14 protein-coding genes and 1 tRNA gene are annotated in these 16,011 nt (G+C 57.9%); 6 read left to right on the top strand and 9 right to left on the bottom strand.

Translation table 11 applies throughout. The features are described 5' to 3' along the window. Nucleotides 1-6: 6 nt before the first annotated feature. The 3 genes from BDD14_RS04945 to BDD14_RS04935 are packed head-to-tail and all read right to left on the bottom strand — an operon-like array spanning nucleotide 7 to nucleotide 2,556. Nucleotides 7-645 carry a LolA family protein gene (locus BDD14_RS04945; protein WP_130417828.1) on the bottom strand — a complete coding sequence of 213 codons (639 nt, stop codon included), beginning with the start codon at nucleotides 643-645 and terminating at the stop codon, nucleotides 7-9. Beyond that, nucleotides 645-1,184, bottom strand: a complete 540-nt coding sequence (locus tag BDD14_RS04940; protein ID WP_242617742.1) for a type IV pilin protein — start codon at nucleotides 1,182-1,184, stop codon at nucleotides 645-647. Before BDD14_RS04940 ends, BDD14_RS04945 begins: the two co-directional genes overlap by 1 nt. Nucleotides 1,185-1,236: 52 nt before the next feature. Then, the gene (locus tag BDD14_RS04935) at nucleotides 1,237-2,556 is read right to left on the bottom strand and encodes a M16 family metallopeptidase (protein ID WP_130417827.1); all 1,320 of its coding nucleotides are present in this window, start codon (nucleotides 2,554-2,556) and stop codon (nucleotides 1,237-1,239) included. Between the two features lie 76 nt (nucleotides 2,557-2,632). Between BDD14_RS04935 and rlmN the strand changes: the two genes are divergently transcribed. Then, the gene (gene rlmN, locus BDD14_RS04930; RefSeq protein WP_130417826.1) at nucleotides 2,633-3,916 is read left to right on the top strand and encodes a dual-specificity RNA methyltransferase RlmN; all 1,284 of its coding nucleotides are present in this window, start codon (nucleotides 2,633-2,635) and stop codon (nucleotides 3,914-3,916) included. Here rlmN and BDD14_RS34305 read toward each other — a convergent pair. The 4 genes from BDD14_RS34305 to BDD14_RS04910 all read right to left on the bottom strand — a co-directional run bounded on the left by BDD14_RS34305 (nucleotide 3,843) and on the right by BDD14_RS04910 (nucleotide 6,953). After that, entirely contained in the window at nucleotides 3,843-4,463 is a 621-nt protein-coding gene (locus BDD14_RS34305; RefSeq protein ID WP_130417825.1) for a GNAT family N-acetyltransferase, read from the bottom strand. The two genes, rlmN and BDD14_RS34305, sit on opposite strands and share 74 nt — an antisense overlap. Then, on the bottom strand, nucleotides 4,456-5,541 hold the full coding sequence (locus BDD14_RS04920; RefSeq protein WP_130417824.1) for a gluconeogenesis factor YvcK family protein: 1,086 nt from the start codon (nucleotides 5,539-5,541) through the stop codon (nucleotides 4,456-4,458). The genes BDD14_RS34305 and BDD14_RS04920 overlap by 8 nt, the downstream gene beginning before the upstream one ends. A gap of 88 nt (nucleotides 5,542-5,629) precedes the next feature. Then, a complete protein-coding gene (locus tag BDD14_RS04915) occupies nucleotides 5,630-6,190 on the bottom strand; it encodes a tetratricopeptide repeat protein (protein WP_130417823.1) in 561 nt (186 codons plus the stop codon). 166 nt (nucleotides 6,191-6,356) lie between these two features. Further along, entirely contained in the window at nucleotides 6,357-6,953 is a 597-nt protein-coding gene (locus tag BDD14_RS04910; protein WP_130422724.1) for a DUF4254 domain-containing protein, read from the bottom strand. 93 nt (nucleotides 6,954-7,046) lie between these two features. Between BDD14_RS04910 and BDD14_RS04905 the strand changes: the two genes are divergently transcribed. The 3 genes from BDD14_RS04905 to rfaD all read left to right on the top strand — a co-directional run bounded on the left by BDD14_RS04905 (nucleotide 7,047) and on the right by rfaD (nucleotide 10,683). Beyond that, on the top strand, nucleotides 7,047-8,138 hold the full coding sequence (locus BDD14_RS04905; protein WP_130417822.1) for a glycosyltransferase family 9 protein: 1,092 nt from the start codon (nucleotides 7,047-7,049) through the stop codon (nucleotides 8,136-8,138). Between the two features lie 86 nt (nucleotides 8,139-8,224). Further along, the gene (gene rfaE1 / locus BDD14_RS04900) at nucleotides 8,225-9,706 is read left to right on the top strand and encodes a D-glycero-beta-D-manno-heptose-7-phosphate kinase (RefSeq protein WP_130417821.1); all 1,482 of its coding nucleotides are present in this window, start codon (nucleotides 8,225-8,227) and stop codon (nucleotides 9,704-9,706) included. Next, a complete protein-coding gene (gene rfaD / locus BDD14_RS04895) occupies nucleotides 9,703-10,683 on the top strand; it encodes an ADP-glyceromanno-heptose 6-epimerase (protein ID WP_130417820.1) in 981 nt (326 codons plus the stop codon). Before rfaE1 ends, rfaD begins: the two co-directional genes overlap by 4 nt. A gap of 36 nt (nucleotides 10,684-10,719) precedes the next feature. Here the strand turns inward: rfaD and BDD14_RS04890 are convergent. Together BDD14_RS04890 and BDD14_RS04885 are read right to left on the bottom strand one after the other, a co-directional pair. Beyond that, nucleotides 10,720-10,795 (bottom strand) — tRNA-Lys (locus BDD14_RS04890). Between the two features lie 131 nt (nucleotides 10,796-10,926). Further along, on the bottom strand, nucleotides 10,927-12,585 hold the full coding sequence (locus BDD14_RS04885) for a hypothetical protein (RefSeq protein WP_130417819.1): 1,659 nt from the start codon (nucleotides 12,583-12,585) through the stop codon (nucleotides 10,927-10,929). Between the two features lie 235 nt (nucleotides 12,586-12,820). On the opposite strand from BDD14_RS04885, the gene BDD14_RS04880 reads away from it, so the two are divergent. Further along, nucleotides 12,821-13,825, top strand: a complete 1,005-nt coding sequence (locus BDD14_RS04880) for a lysylphosphatidylglycerol synthase transmembrane domain-containing protein (RefSeq protein WP_130417818.1) — start codon at nucleotides 12,821-12,823, stop codon at nucleotides 13,823-13,825. Between the two features lie 146 nt (nucleotides 13,826-13,971). Next, nucleotides 13,972-15,993 (top strand): arginine--tRNA ligase, encoded by a 2,022-nt coding sequence (locus BDD14_RS04875; protein ID WP_130417817.1) that lies wholly within the window; start codon nucleotides 13,972-13,974, stop codon nucleotides 15,991-15,993. Nucleotides 15,994-16,011: the final 18 nt, after the last annotated feature.

Raw genomic sequence — 16,011 nt, 5'->3', positions numbered from 1 at the left:
GGTGGGTTAGACCGGGGAGAGGGCGTCGACGATGGTTACGCCGGCAGGAGGCGTGAAGACGAAATCGGCTTCGCGAGTGGGCACGTTCTCCTGCACCTGGGTAAAGGCGAACTCCGTAATCGCCCCGTCGATCTCCTCGAGTCGCATATGCTGGATCTCTCCGGTTGAGGTAACGTCAAGCGTCAGGCGATGCATGCGTTGCTCCATGCCTCTGGGAACCCCAGCAATATGAATACCGTGGGTGTCCTGGGTGACGGTCAGGCTATCCAGCTCTTTCTTCAGTTGCGTGTGTCCCAACAAAAAGCGCAAAGGGCTGCGAAGATCGTCGAGTTGCTTCGCCGGCAGGCGCTGGGCCTGGGCGTCGCCCGGCGTGTAGAACCAGGCGAACTTTCCATCCAGGACGAAGAGCTTGCCTTCGGGCTGGTCGTAGCTCCAGCGCATGCGGCCAGGCTTCTTCAGCAGCAGCGTTCCGGATTCGGTGCGGTCGATCCCCATTCCGGCGTAATGCTCGGTGTAGCGCGCCCGCAGCGACGTGAGCCGGTTATAGTGCTCGTCGACGCGGCGGAGCAGAGTATCTGCGTCCTGTGCACGGACGAGGCTCGGCGCAGCGAGAGCGACCGCCAGCAACAAAGTTCGTTTCAGCATTACTGAATGGGCTGCGTGCAGTTGGTTCCGCCCGCTGGATCGAAGGTGATGCGGTTGTTCTCGTCAGAACAGAAGCCGCGGTCACCTGATTTCCCCACCGAGTTCGGGACTGCGGTTACCTCGTAGGAGGTATACATGTCCTGATTGTTTACCGTCACCTTGTTGCAGTTAGTGATGGTAAACGTGTAACCAGCCTTGTTGCCTGAGGCCAGACCGACATCGACCAGCTGTGCCGCCTGAGACGACGGAGCCCCCGACTTTGGATCTCCACCAAGCTGACCCAGCGCGCAAGAAAAGCCATTGCCGGGATACATGGAGTTGTACTGGAGTTGTGCCTGCACGATGGTCCGGACCGACTGGATGGCCGAGGTCTCGTGTGCCTGCTTGGTCAGCTTCAACATCTGGGGAACCGCCAGCGTCATCAGGATCAGCATGACCGACATGACGATCAACAGCTCGATCAGGGTAAAGCCCTCTTCCTTCGGCTGGGTGAATTCCTTGTAGCTCTGCTCCATATCTCGCCGGTACTGTGCCTTCATCGTGATCCTCATAGCCTAGTGTCGCGTCGTTATCCGACAACTCAAAACTCTATCAGCAGGCGAGGTCTCCGCGCTCGACATTCATCTCGCCGAGGTTGCCGAGCAGGGCCATGGCCATGGTCTCCGACCGAAAGAGTTCATTGGCGAGCCGTTGAATATCCTCGGGCGTGACGGCCTCGATCTCGCGGGTGATCTCTTCGACGCCGAAGAAGCGACCGAAGTACATCTCCTGGCGAGCGAGATTCGCCATGCGGCTGGAGCCGCTTTCGAGTCCCATCACCATGTTGCTCTTCAATTGATCCCTGGCGCGGCCAAGCTCAGCTTCACTCACCGCCTCCTGCTTCAGACGGCTCAGTTCCCGCATGGTTAGCTGAATGGTCTGCATGGTCTTGTCGACGGCAACGCCGGCGTAGATGCAGAGCGATCCCGTATCCCGGAAGGGAGAGATCTCCGAGAAGATGGAGTACGCCAGCCCGCGATCCTCACGGATGGTCTGGAAGAGCCGTGAGCTCATTCCTCCGCCAAGGATGCTGTTCAGCAGATAGATCGCATAGCGGTCAGAGTGGCTTACTCCGGGGGCAGGGACGCCAAGGCAAAGTTGCACCTGCTCAAGTGACTTCTTGCGCTTCAGGGTGATGTGGGGAGTCGAGACAGGCGCTTCGCGGCGGGGGAAGACGCGACTCGCGCTGGGGGCCAACGCTCCGAACCGGCTCTCTACCTCGGCGACGAAGTTTTCATGCTCCAGATTGCCGGCTGCCGAAAAAACAATGTTCCGTGGCGTAAAGCGATCGCGATAAAAGTCGAGCAGCGTGGCCTGATCGAAGCTTGAGACAGTCTTCTTGGTCCCGAGGATCGGCCGACCGAGGGCATCGCCCTTCCAGAAGTTCTGAGTGAACATCTCGTTCACCAGATAATCCGGGTTGTCTTCATCGATCTTGATCTCCTCGAGGATGACGCCCTTTTCGCGGTCCAGGTCTTCGGGGGTAAAGGTCGGATGCAGGACGAGATCGGAGAGCACGTCGAGGGCGGGAGCGGCATGCTCATCGAGCACCTTGATGTTGAAGCAGACGGTCTCCTTGCCGGTAAAGGCATCGAGATTTCCGCCGATCGTATCTACTTCGCGGGCAATCTGCCGTGCCGAGCGAGAAGTGGTTCCCTTGAAGACCATGTGCTCCACGAAGTGGGAGAGCCCGTTGATCTCAGGTGCTTCGTCGCGAGAGCCGGAGCCGATCCACGCACCCATCGAGACGCTGCGCAGGTGCGGCATGCTTTCCGTCAGCACGGTGAGGCCATTGGGAAGTATGGTTTTGCGGATGCTGCGGGAGATACGTGGAGTAAGGCGGATATCTTCAATCAGAGTGGTCGCTGCCATGGCTCTATTGTTTCACAGCTACAGGAATGGGCGTAAACTATAGAAGGCAAGGGTATTAGGTGAAGTTGTGCATCCTATGTTGAACAAAATAAAGCCGATAGATTCTGGCGAGCAAGCTGCCGCAAACCCTCTCTTCGGCATGCTTCCGGACGAGGTGAAATCCCTGATGGAGAGCCTCGGCCAGAAGGGGTATCGCGCCAATCAGATTGTAGAAGCCATTTATCGTCAGAGAGTTACAGGGATCGACGAGATCACCGTCCTGCCGATTGGGTTGCGGGACGAGCTGGTCCAGGCAGGATACGGAGTCGGACTCCCCTGGATTGTCCAGGCGGCGCGTTCCGTGGACGGCACCGAGCGCTACCTGATGCGCCTGCGGGACGGCGAGACCGTAGAGACCGTCTGGATGCCTGACGGCGATGGTGGAGAGCGTGGAGATGGCAGCGAGGCCTCGGCCGAAGAGGAAGCAGCGGATGGTCTCGAGGGCAATACCTCCGAATTTGGGGAAGGCGCGAAGCGGAATCTTGGCAACCGGGATCTGCGCAATGTGGGCGCGCTCGAGCAGAGCGGTTACAGGAGGGCGACGATCTGCATCTCGAGCCAGGTGGGATGTGCAGTGAATTGTCAGTTCTGCCTGACGGCCAAGCTGGGGATCAAGCGCAACCTTACCGGGGGCGAGATTGCCGGGCAGGTTGTCGCAGTACTGAACCGGCACGGAATTAAGATCGGCAAGGACAGGATCAACCTCGTCTTTATGGGCATGGGTGAGCCCTTCCTGAACTATGACGAGTTCATCCGTAGCGTTCAGCTGCTGGTAAAACAGATCGGCATTCCTGAATCGCGCATGACCGTTTCAACCAGCGGGATTGAACCGGCCATCAGAAAATTTGCGCAGGAACCGCTCAGGCCGAAGCTGGCCCTCAGTCTCAATGCCTCGAATGACACGGTTCGAGAGCAGGTGATGCCCATCACGCGCAAGTGGAACATCGCCCAGCTGCTGGATGCGGTCAGCACGCTTCCGCTGGGCAAGCGAGAGTGGGTGACGTTCGAGTATGTGTTGCTGGGAGGCGTCAACGACCAGCCTGAACACGCTCGCGAGGTGCTGGACCTGCTGAAAGGGATGAGGGCGAAGGTAAACCTGATTGCCTGGAATCCGGGGCCGGGAATCGCCTACACACAGCCGAAGCCCGAGGATGTAGCGACGTTCCAGAAGATGCTGATCGACGCCGGAATGCCTGCTTACATTCGCCGTCCGCGCGGACGCGACATCTACGCTGCCTGCGGTCAGCTCAAGCGGACGGTCGACCTGCCCGCAGCCGATCCTCTAGTCGAGATCGCACCTGCGGCCACTCCTCCCGCGTGATCGAGAACCAGAGGCTGTGGCGTAGCGAACCGTCGGGCATGACGTAGTGATTCCGGAAGGTCCCTTCATAGACCGCTCCGAGTTTGCGAATCGCAGCCTGGGATTGCAGATTTTCGTGGTGAGTCTTGAAAGCTACTCGATTCAAGCCCAGATCTTCAAAGGCGTAGCGAAGCTGCAGGAGCTTGGCTTCGGGATTTACGCTAGCGCCTTGCAGACGCGGCGAAATCCAGGTATGCCCGATCTCTGCGGTGCGGTGACGCCTATCGAGATCGATCAGCCGTGTCGATCCGACGATACGGTTCTCTGCTTTGAGGATGGTGACCCATGGAATCTGACCGGTGGCCTGCGCAGCGAGGGCCGACTCGATCCATGCCTCAAGTTCGCTTCTGTTCCTGACTCTGACGAGCATGTACCGCCAGATGCTGTCTTCAAAGGCAACCTGCTCAAGGCCGCAGAGGTGATCCCTGGAGAGTGGTTCCAGCCGGAGGGTTTCACCGTCTAGAAGGGGACTTCGGTTGTCATCGGTTGCATCCCCTCTGTCAAGCATGTTGCGCCGCCGCGGAGCGGGAAAGGCAGAGCTCCAGCAGGGTTTTGGCTACAAGGTCGTAGTCGTGGCGCAACACTTCGCTTTCGTGGAGAAAGTTACCGGTAATTGGCATTACGCCGAGCTGGCGAACTCGATCCAGATCGTTGACGATGGGCTCCTGCCCTTCGCGTGCGTAATGCGCCAGCGTCGCTGGCGAGATGGGTGCGCTGTTGATCAGCGCATAGTCGAAGAGCTGGCTTCCGGTGCTGCCCGAGTGATCGAAAATCTTCTCGATGTGCTGCGATGCCGTCAGCCCCAGGGATTCATTTGCCTGGGTCATCAGATTGCAGATGAAAACGCGGGTTGCGCGCGAGGCTGCAATCGCCTCCGGTATGTCGCGAACCAGCAGGTTGGTGATGAGGGAAGTATAAAGCGAACCGGGCCCAAGGGTGATGAGGTCGGCGTTTGCGATGGCCTCGAGGGTTTCAGGCAGGGGATGGACCTCGGCGGGATCCAGCATCAACTCCACGATGTTTTTTCTGCTCTGGGTGATATTGGTTTCACCCCTTACGAGGGAACCGTCATCCATCCGGGCAGCGAGGGTTACATTCTCTGTCGTGGCAGGAAAGATGCGGCCCCGTATGGCCAGAATCTGCGACGAAGTTTGAATGGCCTGCGCGAAGTCCCCGGTTACGTGGCAGAGCGCGGCCAGGAAGAGATTCCCGAAGCTGTGCCCGTCCAACTCCCCCTGGTTGAAGCGATATTTGAACAGCCGTGCCAGGAGGTACTCGTCCTCCGATAGGGCCACCATGCAGTTACGGATATCGCCGGGAGGAAGAATGTTGAGGTCTTCTCTGAGCCGTCCGGAGGATCCGCCATCATCGGTTACCGTCACGACCGCGGTCAGCTCTCCGATCAGATGCGAAGCAGCTCCGCGAGGACCCCTTACGGTCGCCTCGACGCGCGAGCGCCTGCGCCTGTCCTGAACCGGGACATACTGTTTGAGCCCGCGTAAAAGCGTCGAGAGGCCCGTTCCGCCGCCTATGGCAACGACACGAAGTGGCCGTTCGACGGGTCCAGTTGGATTCAGCAAGCTCACGAACACCTCTTCTTCAACGCGGGGCTGCTTCCATGGTAACTGGAGCAGGCAACAGCGTATGACCAAGGTGTTTGCGAATCAGAGTCTGCTAGACCTCGGGATAGAGCAACTCCGTGAAGCGGGGGTCGTCCGCCATATCCTGAAAATCGGAGTCTGAGCGTGCCTGGATCCGGTTACGAGGATTGCGCCGGATGGCTTCGGTGAGGTGCTCGAGACACGTATGCGAATCTCCCGTCATCGACGCGAGCACGGCTAGCCCATAGAACGCGTAATCGGCATCCGCTTTGTGCTTCAGGATCTCCTGAAACTGTTCTCGCGCGTCTTCATAGTGTCCGTCGTTCAGCAGGGAGACGGCGTAGTCGTAGTGCTCCTCGTGGCTGGCAAAGGACGCCTTCGCCCGGGAAAGCTGGGTGGTCGATGCACTGATGTACATCCGGATGCGGTCGGACAGGTTTCCGGCTCCTGCTGCAAGGAGCTTCTCGAACGACGATCTCGCCTTTTCAAACTTGCCTTCCTGCATCAATCGGACGGCGGCCTCGTAGTCTGCGAGAATCTGGGCCTGGGCTGGATCGTCTGCCGGGGAAACCGCACCGGCGATGGTGCGGGGGGAGCGCTTGGAAGCAGTTACGGTCTTTGCTGTTTGTGCCATGGTTTTCTTCGTCTCGCCTTGGAGGCGCATTCCTCAGTCTGCGATTGTAGCGGCTGACCGAATTATATTTATTCCGGTTTTCGGATTTATACGCAGCCACGGGCCCGAGGTCAACTGCCCATCAGTGTAAGTCTGCCGGGAACTCCCGATGCGGGACAAATATGTGTTACCCCTTGCTTTTATAAACGACTGGATTCAGCTCCGGGTCGTTATACATCTTCATCTGCCGGTACAGCTTGAAGCGTCGGCGGCCTTCCGTCAAATCTCTAAAAAGAGCGTCGAGAGCCTGAGCGAGATCGCTTCTTTGTTCCTCGAGAAGGGTCAGCCGTTCGCCGTTGCGCTGGCGATGTGCATCCGTTGCGGTCTCGCGCGTGGATTCTTCACGGGTGTGAAAGATCTTGAGTGCAAGGATAGAAAGCCGGTCGATCATCATACCTGGAGTTTCGGAGTGCAAGGGAGTATCGGTATCGGATCGTAGTCCTTCTTCAAGACTTCGGAGCAGCTCTGTATCGATCTTCTCCACCAGGTCGTTACGACGTTGATTCAGTCGATCGATGGAGCGTTTTACTTCGGCGATCTCATGGTCGGTTGCTTCCGGATCTCGTGCTTTATCTTCTTCGTGCCAAAGGTCGAAGTTTGCGCGGTGTTGCGCGAGAATCACGCTTGAAAGGTCTTCAGTTTCAGATTCTATCCGACCGCGCGGCTCGTGCCACGCTTGCGTGGTCTCGTCGTGCATGCGGGTGATGGAGAAGGCGTCAGGCATCGGAAGATCAGGAAGCTCCACGGAAGACTTTACCAGTTTGCGGTCGCTGCCTCTTGCGAGGAACGGTCTGAAGCAGCAGACTAGTGTCAGAACATGACCACAACCTTGACGAACGAAAAGCAGAGTTCCGTCCGCCGGGTGCTGATCTATCGGCTTGGCAGTTTGGGCGATACCCTGGTGGCGCTTCCTGCGCTCCATCTGGTGGCACGGGCGTTTCCCAAGGCCGAAAGACGCATGTTGACGAATGTCCCTGTGAACGTGAAAGCTCCGCCAGCCGCGGCGATTCTGGAGCACGCGGGGCTGGTGGATGGCTACTTTCGATACACGGTGGGAACCCGCAGCTTAGGCGATCTCGCACGTCTATGGTGGACCCTTTTTCGCTGGCGGCCCGACGTTCTTGTCTACCTCGGTTCGGCTCGTGGTGTGGACTCCGCGCGACGCGACGAGAATTTTTTCCGGTTCTGCGGTATTCGCCACGCGATCGGCATTCCGGTGACGGAAGCGATGCAACGGAATCATTGGGACGACGCCACACAGACCTTCGAGCCTGAAGCAGCTCGCCTTGTGCGCAACATCGCACAGTTGGGCGATGGCCATTTAGGCGACCCTGAGAGCTGGGATCTTCATCTCACGAAGGAAGAGCTTGCCCGTGCCGACGGCGCTCTTGGATCTCTCGTCAGCAAGCCCCTGATTGCAGTCAGCGTCGGGACCAAGGTGCAGTCCAAGGACTGGGGTCGTGAAAACTGGCGAGCTCTCCTTGGACGGCTCGCCACGATCTATCCCGACCACGCTCTTGCACTGAGCGGCGCTGCCGAAGAGAGCGACACCAGCGAGTTTGCCGCGGAAGGGTGGCGTCAGGCGGGAGGGGGCGAAGTCGTAAATCTCTGCGGCCGGCTGAAGCCGAGAGAGAGCGCTGCCGCCTTCCGCAGGGCGCGAATCTTTATCGGTCACGACAGCGGGCCCATGCATCTCGCGGCTGCTGTGCAGACCCCCTGTGTCGCAATCTTTGCGGCTCGAAACAAGCCTCGTGTCTGGTTTCCCTACGGTCGGCGCCATAGGGTGGTCTATCACCAGACCGAATGCTGGGGATGCGGTCTTGAGACATGCATCGTCGAAAAAAAACGATGCCTCACATCCATCCGCGTGGATGAAGTGGTTGAACAGATTCGTGCGTTGCTGGATTGACGCGATGCGGCTGACCCAATCGTTGTATTCACACGATTCTCGCGCAGAGATGCGATGATGGAAGAGAAGGAGCTGACACTTACTGTATGTTGCCGGAACTTCATTCCATTCTGAACCTACTCGAAGGCGGATTCTCTAAGCTCAAGGTCCTTGTGGTGGGGGACATCATGCTTGACCGCTACATTCACGGCGAAGTCGACCGCATCTCTCCCGAGGCACCCGTGCCTGTCCTGCGCCATGCGCAGCGCTATGAGCGAGCCGGAGGAGCAGCGAACGTTGCGGTAAACCTGGCGGGGCTCGGCTGCCAGGCGATTCTCTCCGGATTCTGGGGCTCCGACACCGAACAGAGCGAGTTGCAGGCTATACTCGATCGCGCTGGTGTCGATGCGGTGGGGGTTGTGACCAGCTCTTTGCCGACGATCTCAAAGACCAGGATCGTTGGCAGAATGCAGCAGCTCCTGCGGCTGGATATAGAGAGTCGTGATGCTCCACCCGCGATTGAGATGGAACGTCTTATCGACCGCGCAACCTCGCTCGTGGACAAGGTTCACGCTGTCGTGCTCTCGGACTACGCGAAAGGGGCTTTATCGCGTGAGCTTTGCGCATCCGTGATTCGCGCCGCGCGAGCGAAGGGAATCCCGGTTCTCGCAGACCCCAAGACTCCTGACCTCAGCAAATATTCCGGCGCCACATCCGTGTGCCCGAACCTGGGGGAACTCTCGCTCGCCACTGGAATCTCATCGCATCAGATCGATGCGCTGCTGGACGCAGGGCAAGACCAGGTTGCCAGGCATGGACTTCAGTTTCTGACCGTCACCATGAGTGAGAAGGGAATTGGAGTGCTATGGCCGGAGCGCCGATATCACTCCCCGGCGAGAGCGCGTGAGGTCTTCGATGTCTCTGGTGCGGGCGATACCGTGATCGCGACGATCGCCGCCAGTCTGGCGGGCGGACTCCAGGTCGAAACGGCGATCGATCTCGCGAATCTCGCGGCGGGAATTGTCGTCGGCAAGATGGGGACGGTCCCGATTGCACAGCACGAGCTGATTGCCGCACTCACTCCAAGTACCGGCCTCACCGCAAGCGACAAGATTCTCGATCGCGATCGCGTTGTCAAGCGAGTGGCTGAGTGGCGTGCCTCGGGCGAGACCATTGTCTTCACCAACGGCTGTTTCGATCTGCTCCACGTCGGGCATATCACACTGCTTGAGGATTGCAGGCGTTTCGGGACCAAGCTGGTGCTTGGGCTCAACGCGGATGCCTCCGTATGCCGCCTCAAGGGGCCAACACGTCCTATTGTCGGCGAGCGAGAGAGAGCGAGAGTGATGGCCGCTCTCGCATCCGTGGATGCTGTCGTCCTCTTCGAAGAAGACACACCTCGGGAACTCATTCGAGCGCTGCAGCCCAATGTGCTCGTCAAAGGTGGCGACTACACGATTGAGACCGTGGTCGGTCATGAAGACGTTCTCGCCTTCGGAGGGCGTGTGGAAATCGTGCCTACCGTCGCAGGATTTTCGACCACGAACATCGTCAGAAAATTAATCGCCACACAGGAGAGAGAAAATTGATCATCGTTACCGGCGGAGTCGGATTTATCGGAAGCAATCTTGTCCACGAGCTCAATCGGGCGGGCCACAAGGACATCCTTGTGGTCGACAATTTGGCTCCGGCCCCCAATCTGAGCGGCCCGAAGTTCCTCAATCTTGAGGGAGCGGAGTTCGCCGACTACATGGACAAGCGAGAGTTTCGCGAAGCCGTGAAATCCGGCGCGATCGATGGTTCGAAAGTTCGTGCCATTCTCCATCAGGGAGCCTGCTCGAACACGCTTGAAGATGACGGCCGATACATGATGGACAACAACTTCACCCACTCGAAGGAACTCCTTCACTTCGCGCTCGAGCACAAGATTCCGTTCGTCTACGCTTCGACTGCGGCGGTCTACGGTGCGAGCACAAGCTTCACTGAGATTCCTGTGAATGAGCGTCCTCTCAATGTGTATGGCTACTCCAAGCTGGTCTTTGATAACTACGTCCGCCGTCTTATTCCGGAGATCAAAAGCACCGTGGTCGGCCTGCGTTATTTCAACGTCTATGGCCAGCGTGAGCAGCACAAGGGACGCATGGCCAGCGTGATGCATCACTTTACGAAGCAGCTGAAAGATACAGGCACGATTCGGATGTTCGAGGGCTCCGGCGGATATGCCAACGGAGAACAGCGGCGCGATTTTGTCTTTGTCGGCGATCTTGCCCGCATCAACATGTTCTTCTCCGGTCTTTTGCCCGGCCAAAGTGGCCCACGAGATGTGAGGGCGATCGTCAATGCCGGTACCGGTCAGGCTCGGACGTTCAAGGCTGTCGCCGAGGCTCTCATGCGAGTGCATGGTCCGGGCAAGATCGAATACATTCCGTTCCCAGGCGATCTGAAGAACCGCTATCAGCACTTCACCGAGGCTGACGTCCGGGGTCTTCGGGCAGCCGGATACGAAGATTCCTTCACCACGCTTGAGCAGGGAGTCGAACAGACATTTCCGGCTTCGCAGGCATGAAGCGAAGCCAAAGGAGATGATTTTTGAAGGAGGAGATGGTGAGAGCGCTGGGGCTCGAACCCAGGACCAACGCCTTAAAAGGGCGATGCTCTACCAACTGAGCTACGCTCTCAGACCACATCTCCAAGTTAGCACATCCCGCAGTGCAAATGGTGATGCGCTGCTGCTTGCCACGTCGAAGATTACTTAACTCTTCGACGTGGAATTTCAAATAACAGCTTTCCTACTGAGATCTTCCATCCTCTATCGTTTGGCCGGAGGCAGTGGCGACGAAGTGCTCGCAAAGGTTTTTCCTGCATCGTCCGCCGGAAGACGGCAGACTTTCACCGCGGCGTTCGCGTAATCGCATCGGAATGCTGTGACGGCTTTTCGTGAAAGCACAATCCAACTTACTCCCGCAGGTTTCAGGGAAGCGATTCGATCGCTGTCGGTGCGTTCGCTCAGCCGCGACTGGCGGACCTGACCTGCCTTCCAGGCGTCTGCGAGAGATGGTGTAATCGCGGCTTCACCACCATCCTTGGAATAATCTGGCAACGCGCTGCGTTCGGCGATTGCGCGGAAAGACTGGGCATCTTCACCTGGCTGTGTGATGTAGTCGGAATCCAGTGCAAAGAGGGCTCCTCTCGGAGTGTTGCTTCTGATCCATTCGAACGCCTGGACCCATTCGTTGTTCTGTCGCTCGATGGGTAACTCGATATGAGCGGAGGACGGAAAGGTTTCGCGTTCGGCGGTGAACATGATCGCCGCCAAAGCCGTGAAGGTTACAGTTCGCAGAAGCTTTTTATCTCCAAGCCACGTTGTAAGCTGTGCACCGACGAAGAGAATCATCACGATGTAGATGATCTGAAAGACTCGCAGCGGTTGCAACCGCGCTACGAGCAGATTCGTTGCATCGGGTCGCGCAAAGATAAGGGCCACCAATCCAGCGGCCGTCCCCGCAACAATGCACATGCGCGCCAGTGCAATCTGGGCAGGACCTTTGCTCTTTCTTTGAAGCCCAAGCGCTGTGTACCCCAGAATGACCAGCGGTCCGGCGAGACCGATCCACTCATACCAGTGCCATTCTTCCAAAAACCAGTAATAGCGGGACATGGCCACCTGCCTGTAACTCTCGCTCTCTGGTTGGCCGACCATTCGCAGAATCAGTGCGACCGCGATGGCTGAGGCGCAGATCGCCGCCATTCCGATGAGCCACGTTCTCCGCCGGCGTGTCACTGCTACGCCCAATGCGAGCACGCAACCAAAGCCGTATGCGGCCATCAGTGGATGCATGAGAGCGGCGATAGCCAAGGCGATGCCAAGTTTAGCCATAGCCCCTCGATCCAACTCGCCGTACCTATGCCATTGCGTAAGAAAGTCGAATGCATAGACCAGGGCCAGCATGGTGCACGGCGTTGAAATGCTTCGCGCCGTGACGTAGGGGTCCATCAACATCAGCGAAGTTCCGGCGATCGGCATGGTCAGCCAGGTTGCGAGCAGTGCCACGGCTCCCACGCATCTCCTTCCCTGAAAGCAGCGCTTCGCGATAAGCCATCCTGCCCACAAGGTCATCCAGATCGTTCCGAGATAGAGCCACAGCAGAATGGTTTCGAGCTTTGCGCCCGATATCCGTACTGCCAGAGCGAGTACAGGAGCGAAGATTGAAAAACGGAGGTGGCCCAGGACGAATCCCGATTCAAGCGGATACATCCCAGGTTCAAGCACTCGTTTGATGCCCGCCAGGTAGAGTCCTCCGTCTTCAGCGAACGGATGATAGCCATGGATGAGGAATGCAACGACTGTTAGAGCCGTCACCAGGTGAATCGCAGATCGATTCTCCTGCTCATTCCGCCAGCGTACCTCCTCCGCATCACGGGACGTAATGCGAGCATTTTTGAGAAGCGAAACTACCGAGGTTGCCAAGTATCGGATACTCCAGGTTTGATCTTCTACGGCGTGGTCCGGCTGCGGAACTCTACCGCGTCCAGGGAATTTAGGATCTCGCCGTTGCGCCCCCAAGTGAGAACGCGCTGCTGGTTAAGACGTATTCCTTGCGATTCTGGCTACTCGATCGGTAGAGAATAGTGACGTTACAATAAGAAAGTTTCATTTCATCCCTTATCGCAAGGCAGACGACCCGCTTATTTTGCAAACCTCGATGACTCAGACGCGCTCTCGCAATCTCGTCAAAACGGTTCCCGGCCTTCTTGTCAGCGCTTTCTTTCTTTGGTATACGTTCCGCGGAATTCATCCGTCTGAGTTTCGTGCTTTAAGCCTGGTTCACCCGGTCTGGATGCTCGGCGTCCTCGGCTTCACCGTGGCTGGGTACACATTACGTTGCGTACGGTGGACCCGCATGTTGCGCTCTACCGGCGCCCACTTTGGTCCATGTGCGCGGGTTTTGATGACGTCGCTTGCTGCCAATAACATTATGCCTCTGCGGATTGGCGACATCATGCGTATCTTCACGTACGCGTCGGATCTGGGCGCAGCGCCCTCGGTCATTTTCAGTACGGTAATCCTCGAAAAGCTGCTTGATGTCTTCGTCGTAGGACTGATCTTTGTTCGCACGGCGGGAGCCGATCTTCCCCTGAAGATTCGACGCGGGGCGGATGCTGCCCTCATCGTCTCCTCGGTTGGACTTTTGATCCTTATGTTTGGAGCTGGAAAGCTGGAGATACCGGCTCGCAAGCTCTTCTCGGCGCTTCCCCGTAACAGGTTTATTCAAAAGGCCGAGCACTGGCTCCTGCTGGCCATCAGCACGCTTCGGCAGATGGGCGTTGCGGGGAATATTGTTCTCCTTGTTCAAAGCGCTGCAATATGGTTTTGCGAGGGGATGATCTTCGTCTCCGCGATTCACCTCGTTGGGCTCGCGGTTGATGCTCTGGGACCATGGGAGGCGGTCTCGTTCGCGAATCTGTCTTACATGTTGCCCAGTTCGCCCGGCGCAATCGGACCGTTTGAATGGGCAGTGAAGACCTCGCTGGTCAGCCATGGATCTACGCAGGCTCTTTCCGCTGTCTTTGGCCTGGCGATTCATGCCTGGATGCTTATCTCCGTAACAGGAGCGGGTGGATTGATCTTCCTCATCCACCGGATCCGGATTCACAACCATACACCGCTGCTCGAAGAGATCGAGACGCTGCCCACAGAACTTCCATAGCGGAAAACCCCGGCGCCAGAACTTTGTAGCGAAGGGCACTGGTTTTTTTATTTTTTGTAACGACGGAATACAAGGTCGACGGTCGGTGTTCTCCCCCGACCGTCGCGTAAACTGAAGCAAAGTCAAATAAGCGGTGACCCCGAAGCATGTATCGCACAGTTCAACAATCCCTTCTGGCCCGAATCCAGGCCATTCTCGCTGAGAAGTATGAGATCACTCTTGCCAACCTTGCCGTCGAGCAGCCTCCTTCGATTGCACTCGGCGAACTGGCTTTGCCTGTAGCCTTCGAGCTCGCCAAACGTCTTCGCAAGGCGCCGCGGGCGATTGCCACAGAGTTGGCCGCGGAACTCTCCGCTGCGTTGCCGGAAGGGGTTGGCTCCATTGAGGTCGCTGGAGCGGGGTATCTGAATGTCCGGCTGAAGCGTTCCGCGGTCGCTCAAGAGATTGCCCGGGACCGGCACGCCGATATCGGAGGTGCTGGATTTCGTCTTGTAGAGCACACCAGCATCAATCCGAACAAGGCCGCGCATATCGGTCATCTTCGCAACGCTATTCTCGGCGACACGTTTCAGCGGCTGCTTCGCTCCGACGACTACAAGAGCGGATACGAGGTTGGCGTTCAAAACTACATCGATAACACCGGAGTTCAGGTCGCGGATGTCGTCGTCGGTCTTGTCCACCGGGAAGGTCTGAACCTTGCAGGTGTGCGGAAACTCCTCGTCGATCTTTCTGCGAGGGGAGAGCGTATCGACTTCTACTGCTGGGACCTCTATGCCCGGGTCTCCCAGTGGTATACGGCGGATGCGGACGAAGCGGCCGCGCGGAAGCAGCTTCGTCTGGAGACGCTGCATGCCATCGAGCATGGAGGCAACGAGACTGCAGAGATTGCCGACCTGATCGCGACCGCCGTTCTCCGACGCCACCTTGAGACCATGGAACGGCTCTCGATCGAATATGACTTTCTGCCGAGAGAGAGTGAGATCCTTCATCTCCATTTCTGGGACGCTGCGCGCCAGCTTATGGTCGAGAAGGGCGTTCTCTACTTCGAAACCGCAGGGAAGAACAAGGGATGCTGGGTCATGCGGCGCGCGCCGGTGAGCGGCTCCGCGGAAGCATCTTCGGAGCAGGGAAGCGATGGCCCCGACGAAGACGCGAAGGTGATCGTGCGATCGAATGGCACTGTTACCTATGTCGGCAAGGACATTGCCTATCACCTCTGGAAGTTCGGTCTTCTGCCAGGCAAGGACTTTGGCTACAGAAAGTTTCACGAGTATGCATCGCATACCTGCTGGATCTCGACCGAGGCGGAAAGCGAGCCTGGACATCCCGTTTTCGGGCGCGCCGAAGCCATCTACAACGTCATCGATTCGCGCCAGAACGATCCGCAGACGCAGGTGGTGCAGGCGTTGCGCGGCATGGGCTTCACCGACGAGGCTGACCGCTACACGCACTTCTCCTACGAGATGGTGGCGCTGACTCCGCGCTGCGCGCTCGATCTTGGTTATACCGTCAGCGAAGAGGACCAGAAGAGAGCTTACATCGAGGTCAGCGGACGCAAGGGCTTCGGTGTGAAAGCGGACGATCTGCTGGATCAGCTTATCGCCGCGGCGCGGACCGAGGTCGATGCTCGTCATCCCGATCTGGGGGACTCGGATCGCGATACGATCGCTCGCCAGATCGGCGTGGGCGCGCTGCGATACTTCATGCTGCGCTACACAAGGAATACGGTGATTGCGTTCGACTTCAAGGATGCGCTCAGCTTCGAGGGCGAGACGGGACCTTACATCCAGTACGCCATCGTCCGGGCCGCGAATATCTTTCGCAAGGCGAATACTACGGAGGAGGCTTCGCTTGCAGCGTTCGCAACGCTCGACCTGAAGGGACTGCTGGACAGCGAAGAGGGAACTACGGTGTGGGAGACATGGCTGCTGGCCGCGAAGCTCACGCTGATGATCGAGCAGTGTATCTCCACCTCAGAGCCCGCTTATCTTGCCCGATATGCCTTTCAACTGGCACAGCAGTTCAACAACTTCTATCACCGGCATCACATTCTCAACGAGACGGACCCGACGAAGCGTGGCCTGTACCTGGCGACCGCCGCGGTCGCGCAGCGGGAGATGGTTCGCGCACTCGGGTATCTTGGCATCGAAGCGCCGGAACGGATGTGAGGCACCCTCCCATCTGTT

Source organism: Edaphobacter modestus (assembly GCF_004217555.1).
GTDB classification, from domain to species: domain Bacteria; phylum Acidobacteriota; class Terriglobia; order Terriglobales; family Acidobacteriaceae; genus Edaphobacter; species Edaphobacter modestus.
Note: the sequence above shows the minus strand (reverse complement) of the source record. Positions and strands in the feature narration are given on the sequence as shown.

Bases quoted from the DNA above. Each gene is read 5' to 3' on its own strand.
- BDD14_RS04945 (WP_130417828.1), bottom strand. From the start codon at position 645: ATGCTGAAACGAACTTTGTTGCTGGCGGTCGCTCTCGCTGCGCCGAGC.
- BDD14_RS04940 (WP_242617742.1), bottom strand. From the start codon at position 1,184: ATGAAGGCACAGTACCGGCGAGATATGGAGCAGAGCTACAAGGAATTC.
- BDD14_RS04935 (WP_130417827.1), bottom strand. From the start codon at position 2,556: ATGGCAGCGACCACTCTGATTGAAGATATCCGCCTTACTCCACGTATC.
- rlmN (WP_130417826.1), top strand. From the start codon at position 2,633: ATGTTGAACAAAATAAAGCCGATAGATTCTGGCGAGCAAGCTGCCGCA.
- BDD14_RS34305 (WP_130417825.1), bottom strand. From the start codon at position 4,463: ATGCTTGACAGAGGGGATGCAACCGATGACAACCGAAGTCCCCTTCTA.
- BDD14_RS04915 (WP_130417823.1), bottom strand. From the start codon at position 6,190: ATGGCACAAACAGCAAAGACCGTAACTGCTTCCAAGCGCTCCCCCCGC.
- BDD14_RS04910 (WP_130422724.1), bottom strand. From the start codon at position 6,953: ATGCCTGACGCCTTCTCCATCACCCGCATGCACGACGAGACCACGCAA.
- BDD14_RS04905 (WP_130417822.1), top strand. From the start codon at position 7,047: ATGACCACAACCTTGACGAACGAAAAGCAGAGTTCCGTCCGCCGGGTG.
- rfaE1 (WP_130417821.1), top strand. From the start codon at position 8,225: ATGTTGCCGGAACTTCATTCCATTCTGAACCTACTCGAAGGCGGATTC.
- BDD14_RS04880 (WP_130417818.1), top strand. From the start codon at position 12,821: ATGACTCAGACGCGCTCTCGCAATCTCGTCAAAACGGTTCCCGGCCTT.
- BDD14_RS04875 (WP_130417817.1), top strand. From the start codon at position 13,972: ATGTATCGCACAGTTCAACAATCCCTTCTGGCCCGAATCCAGGCCATT.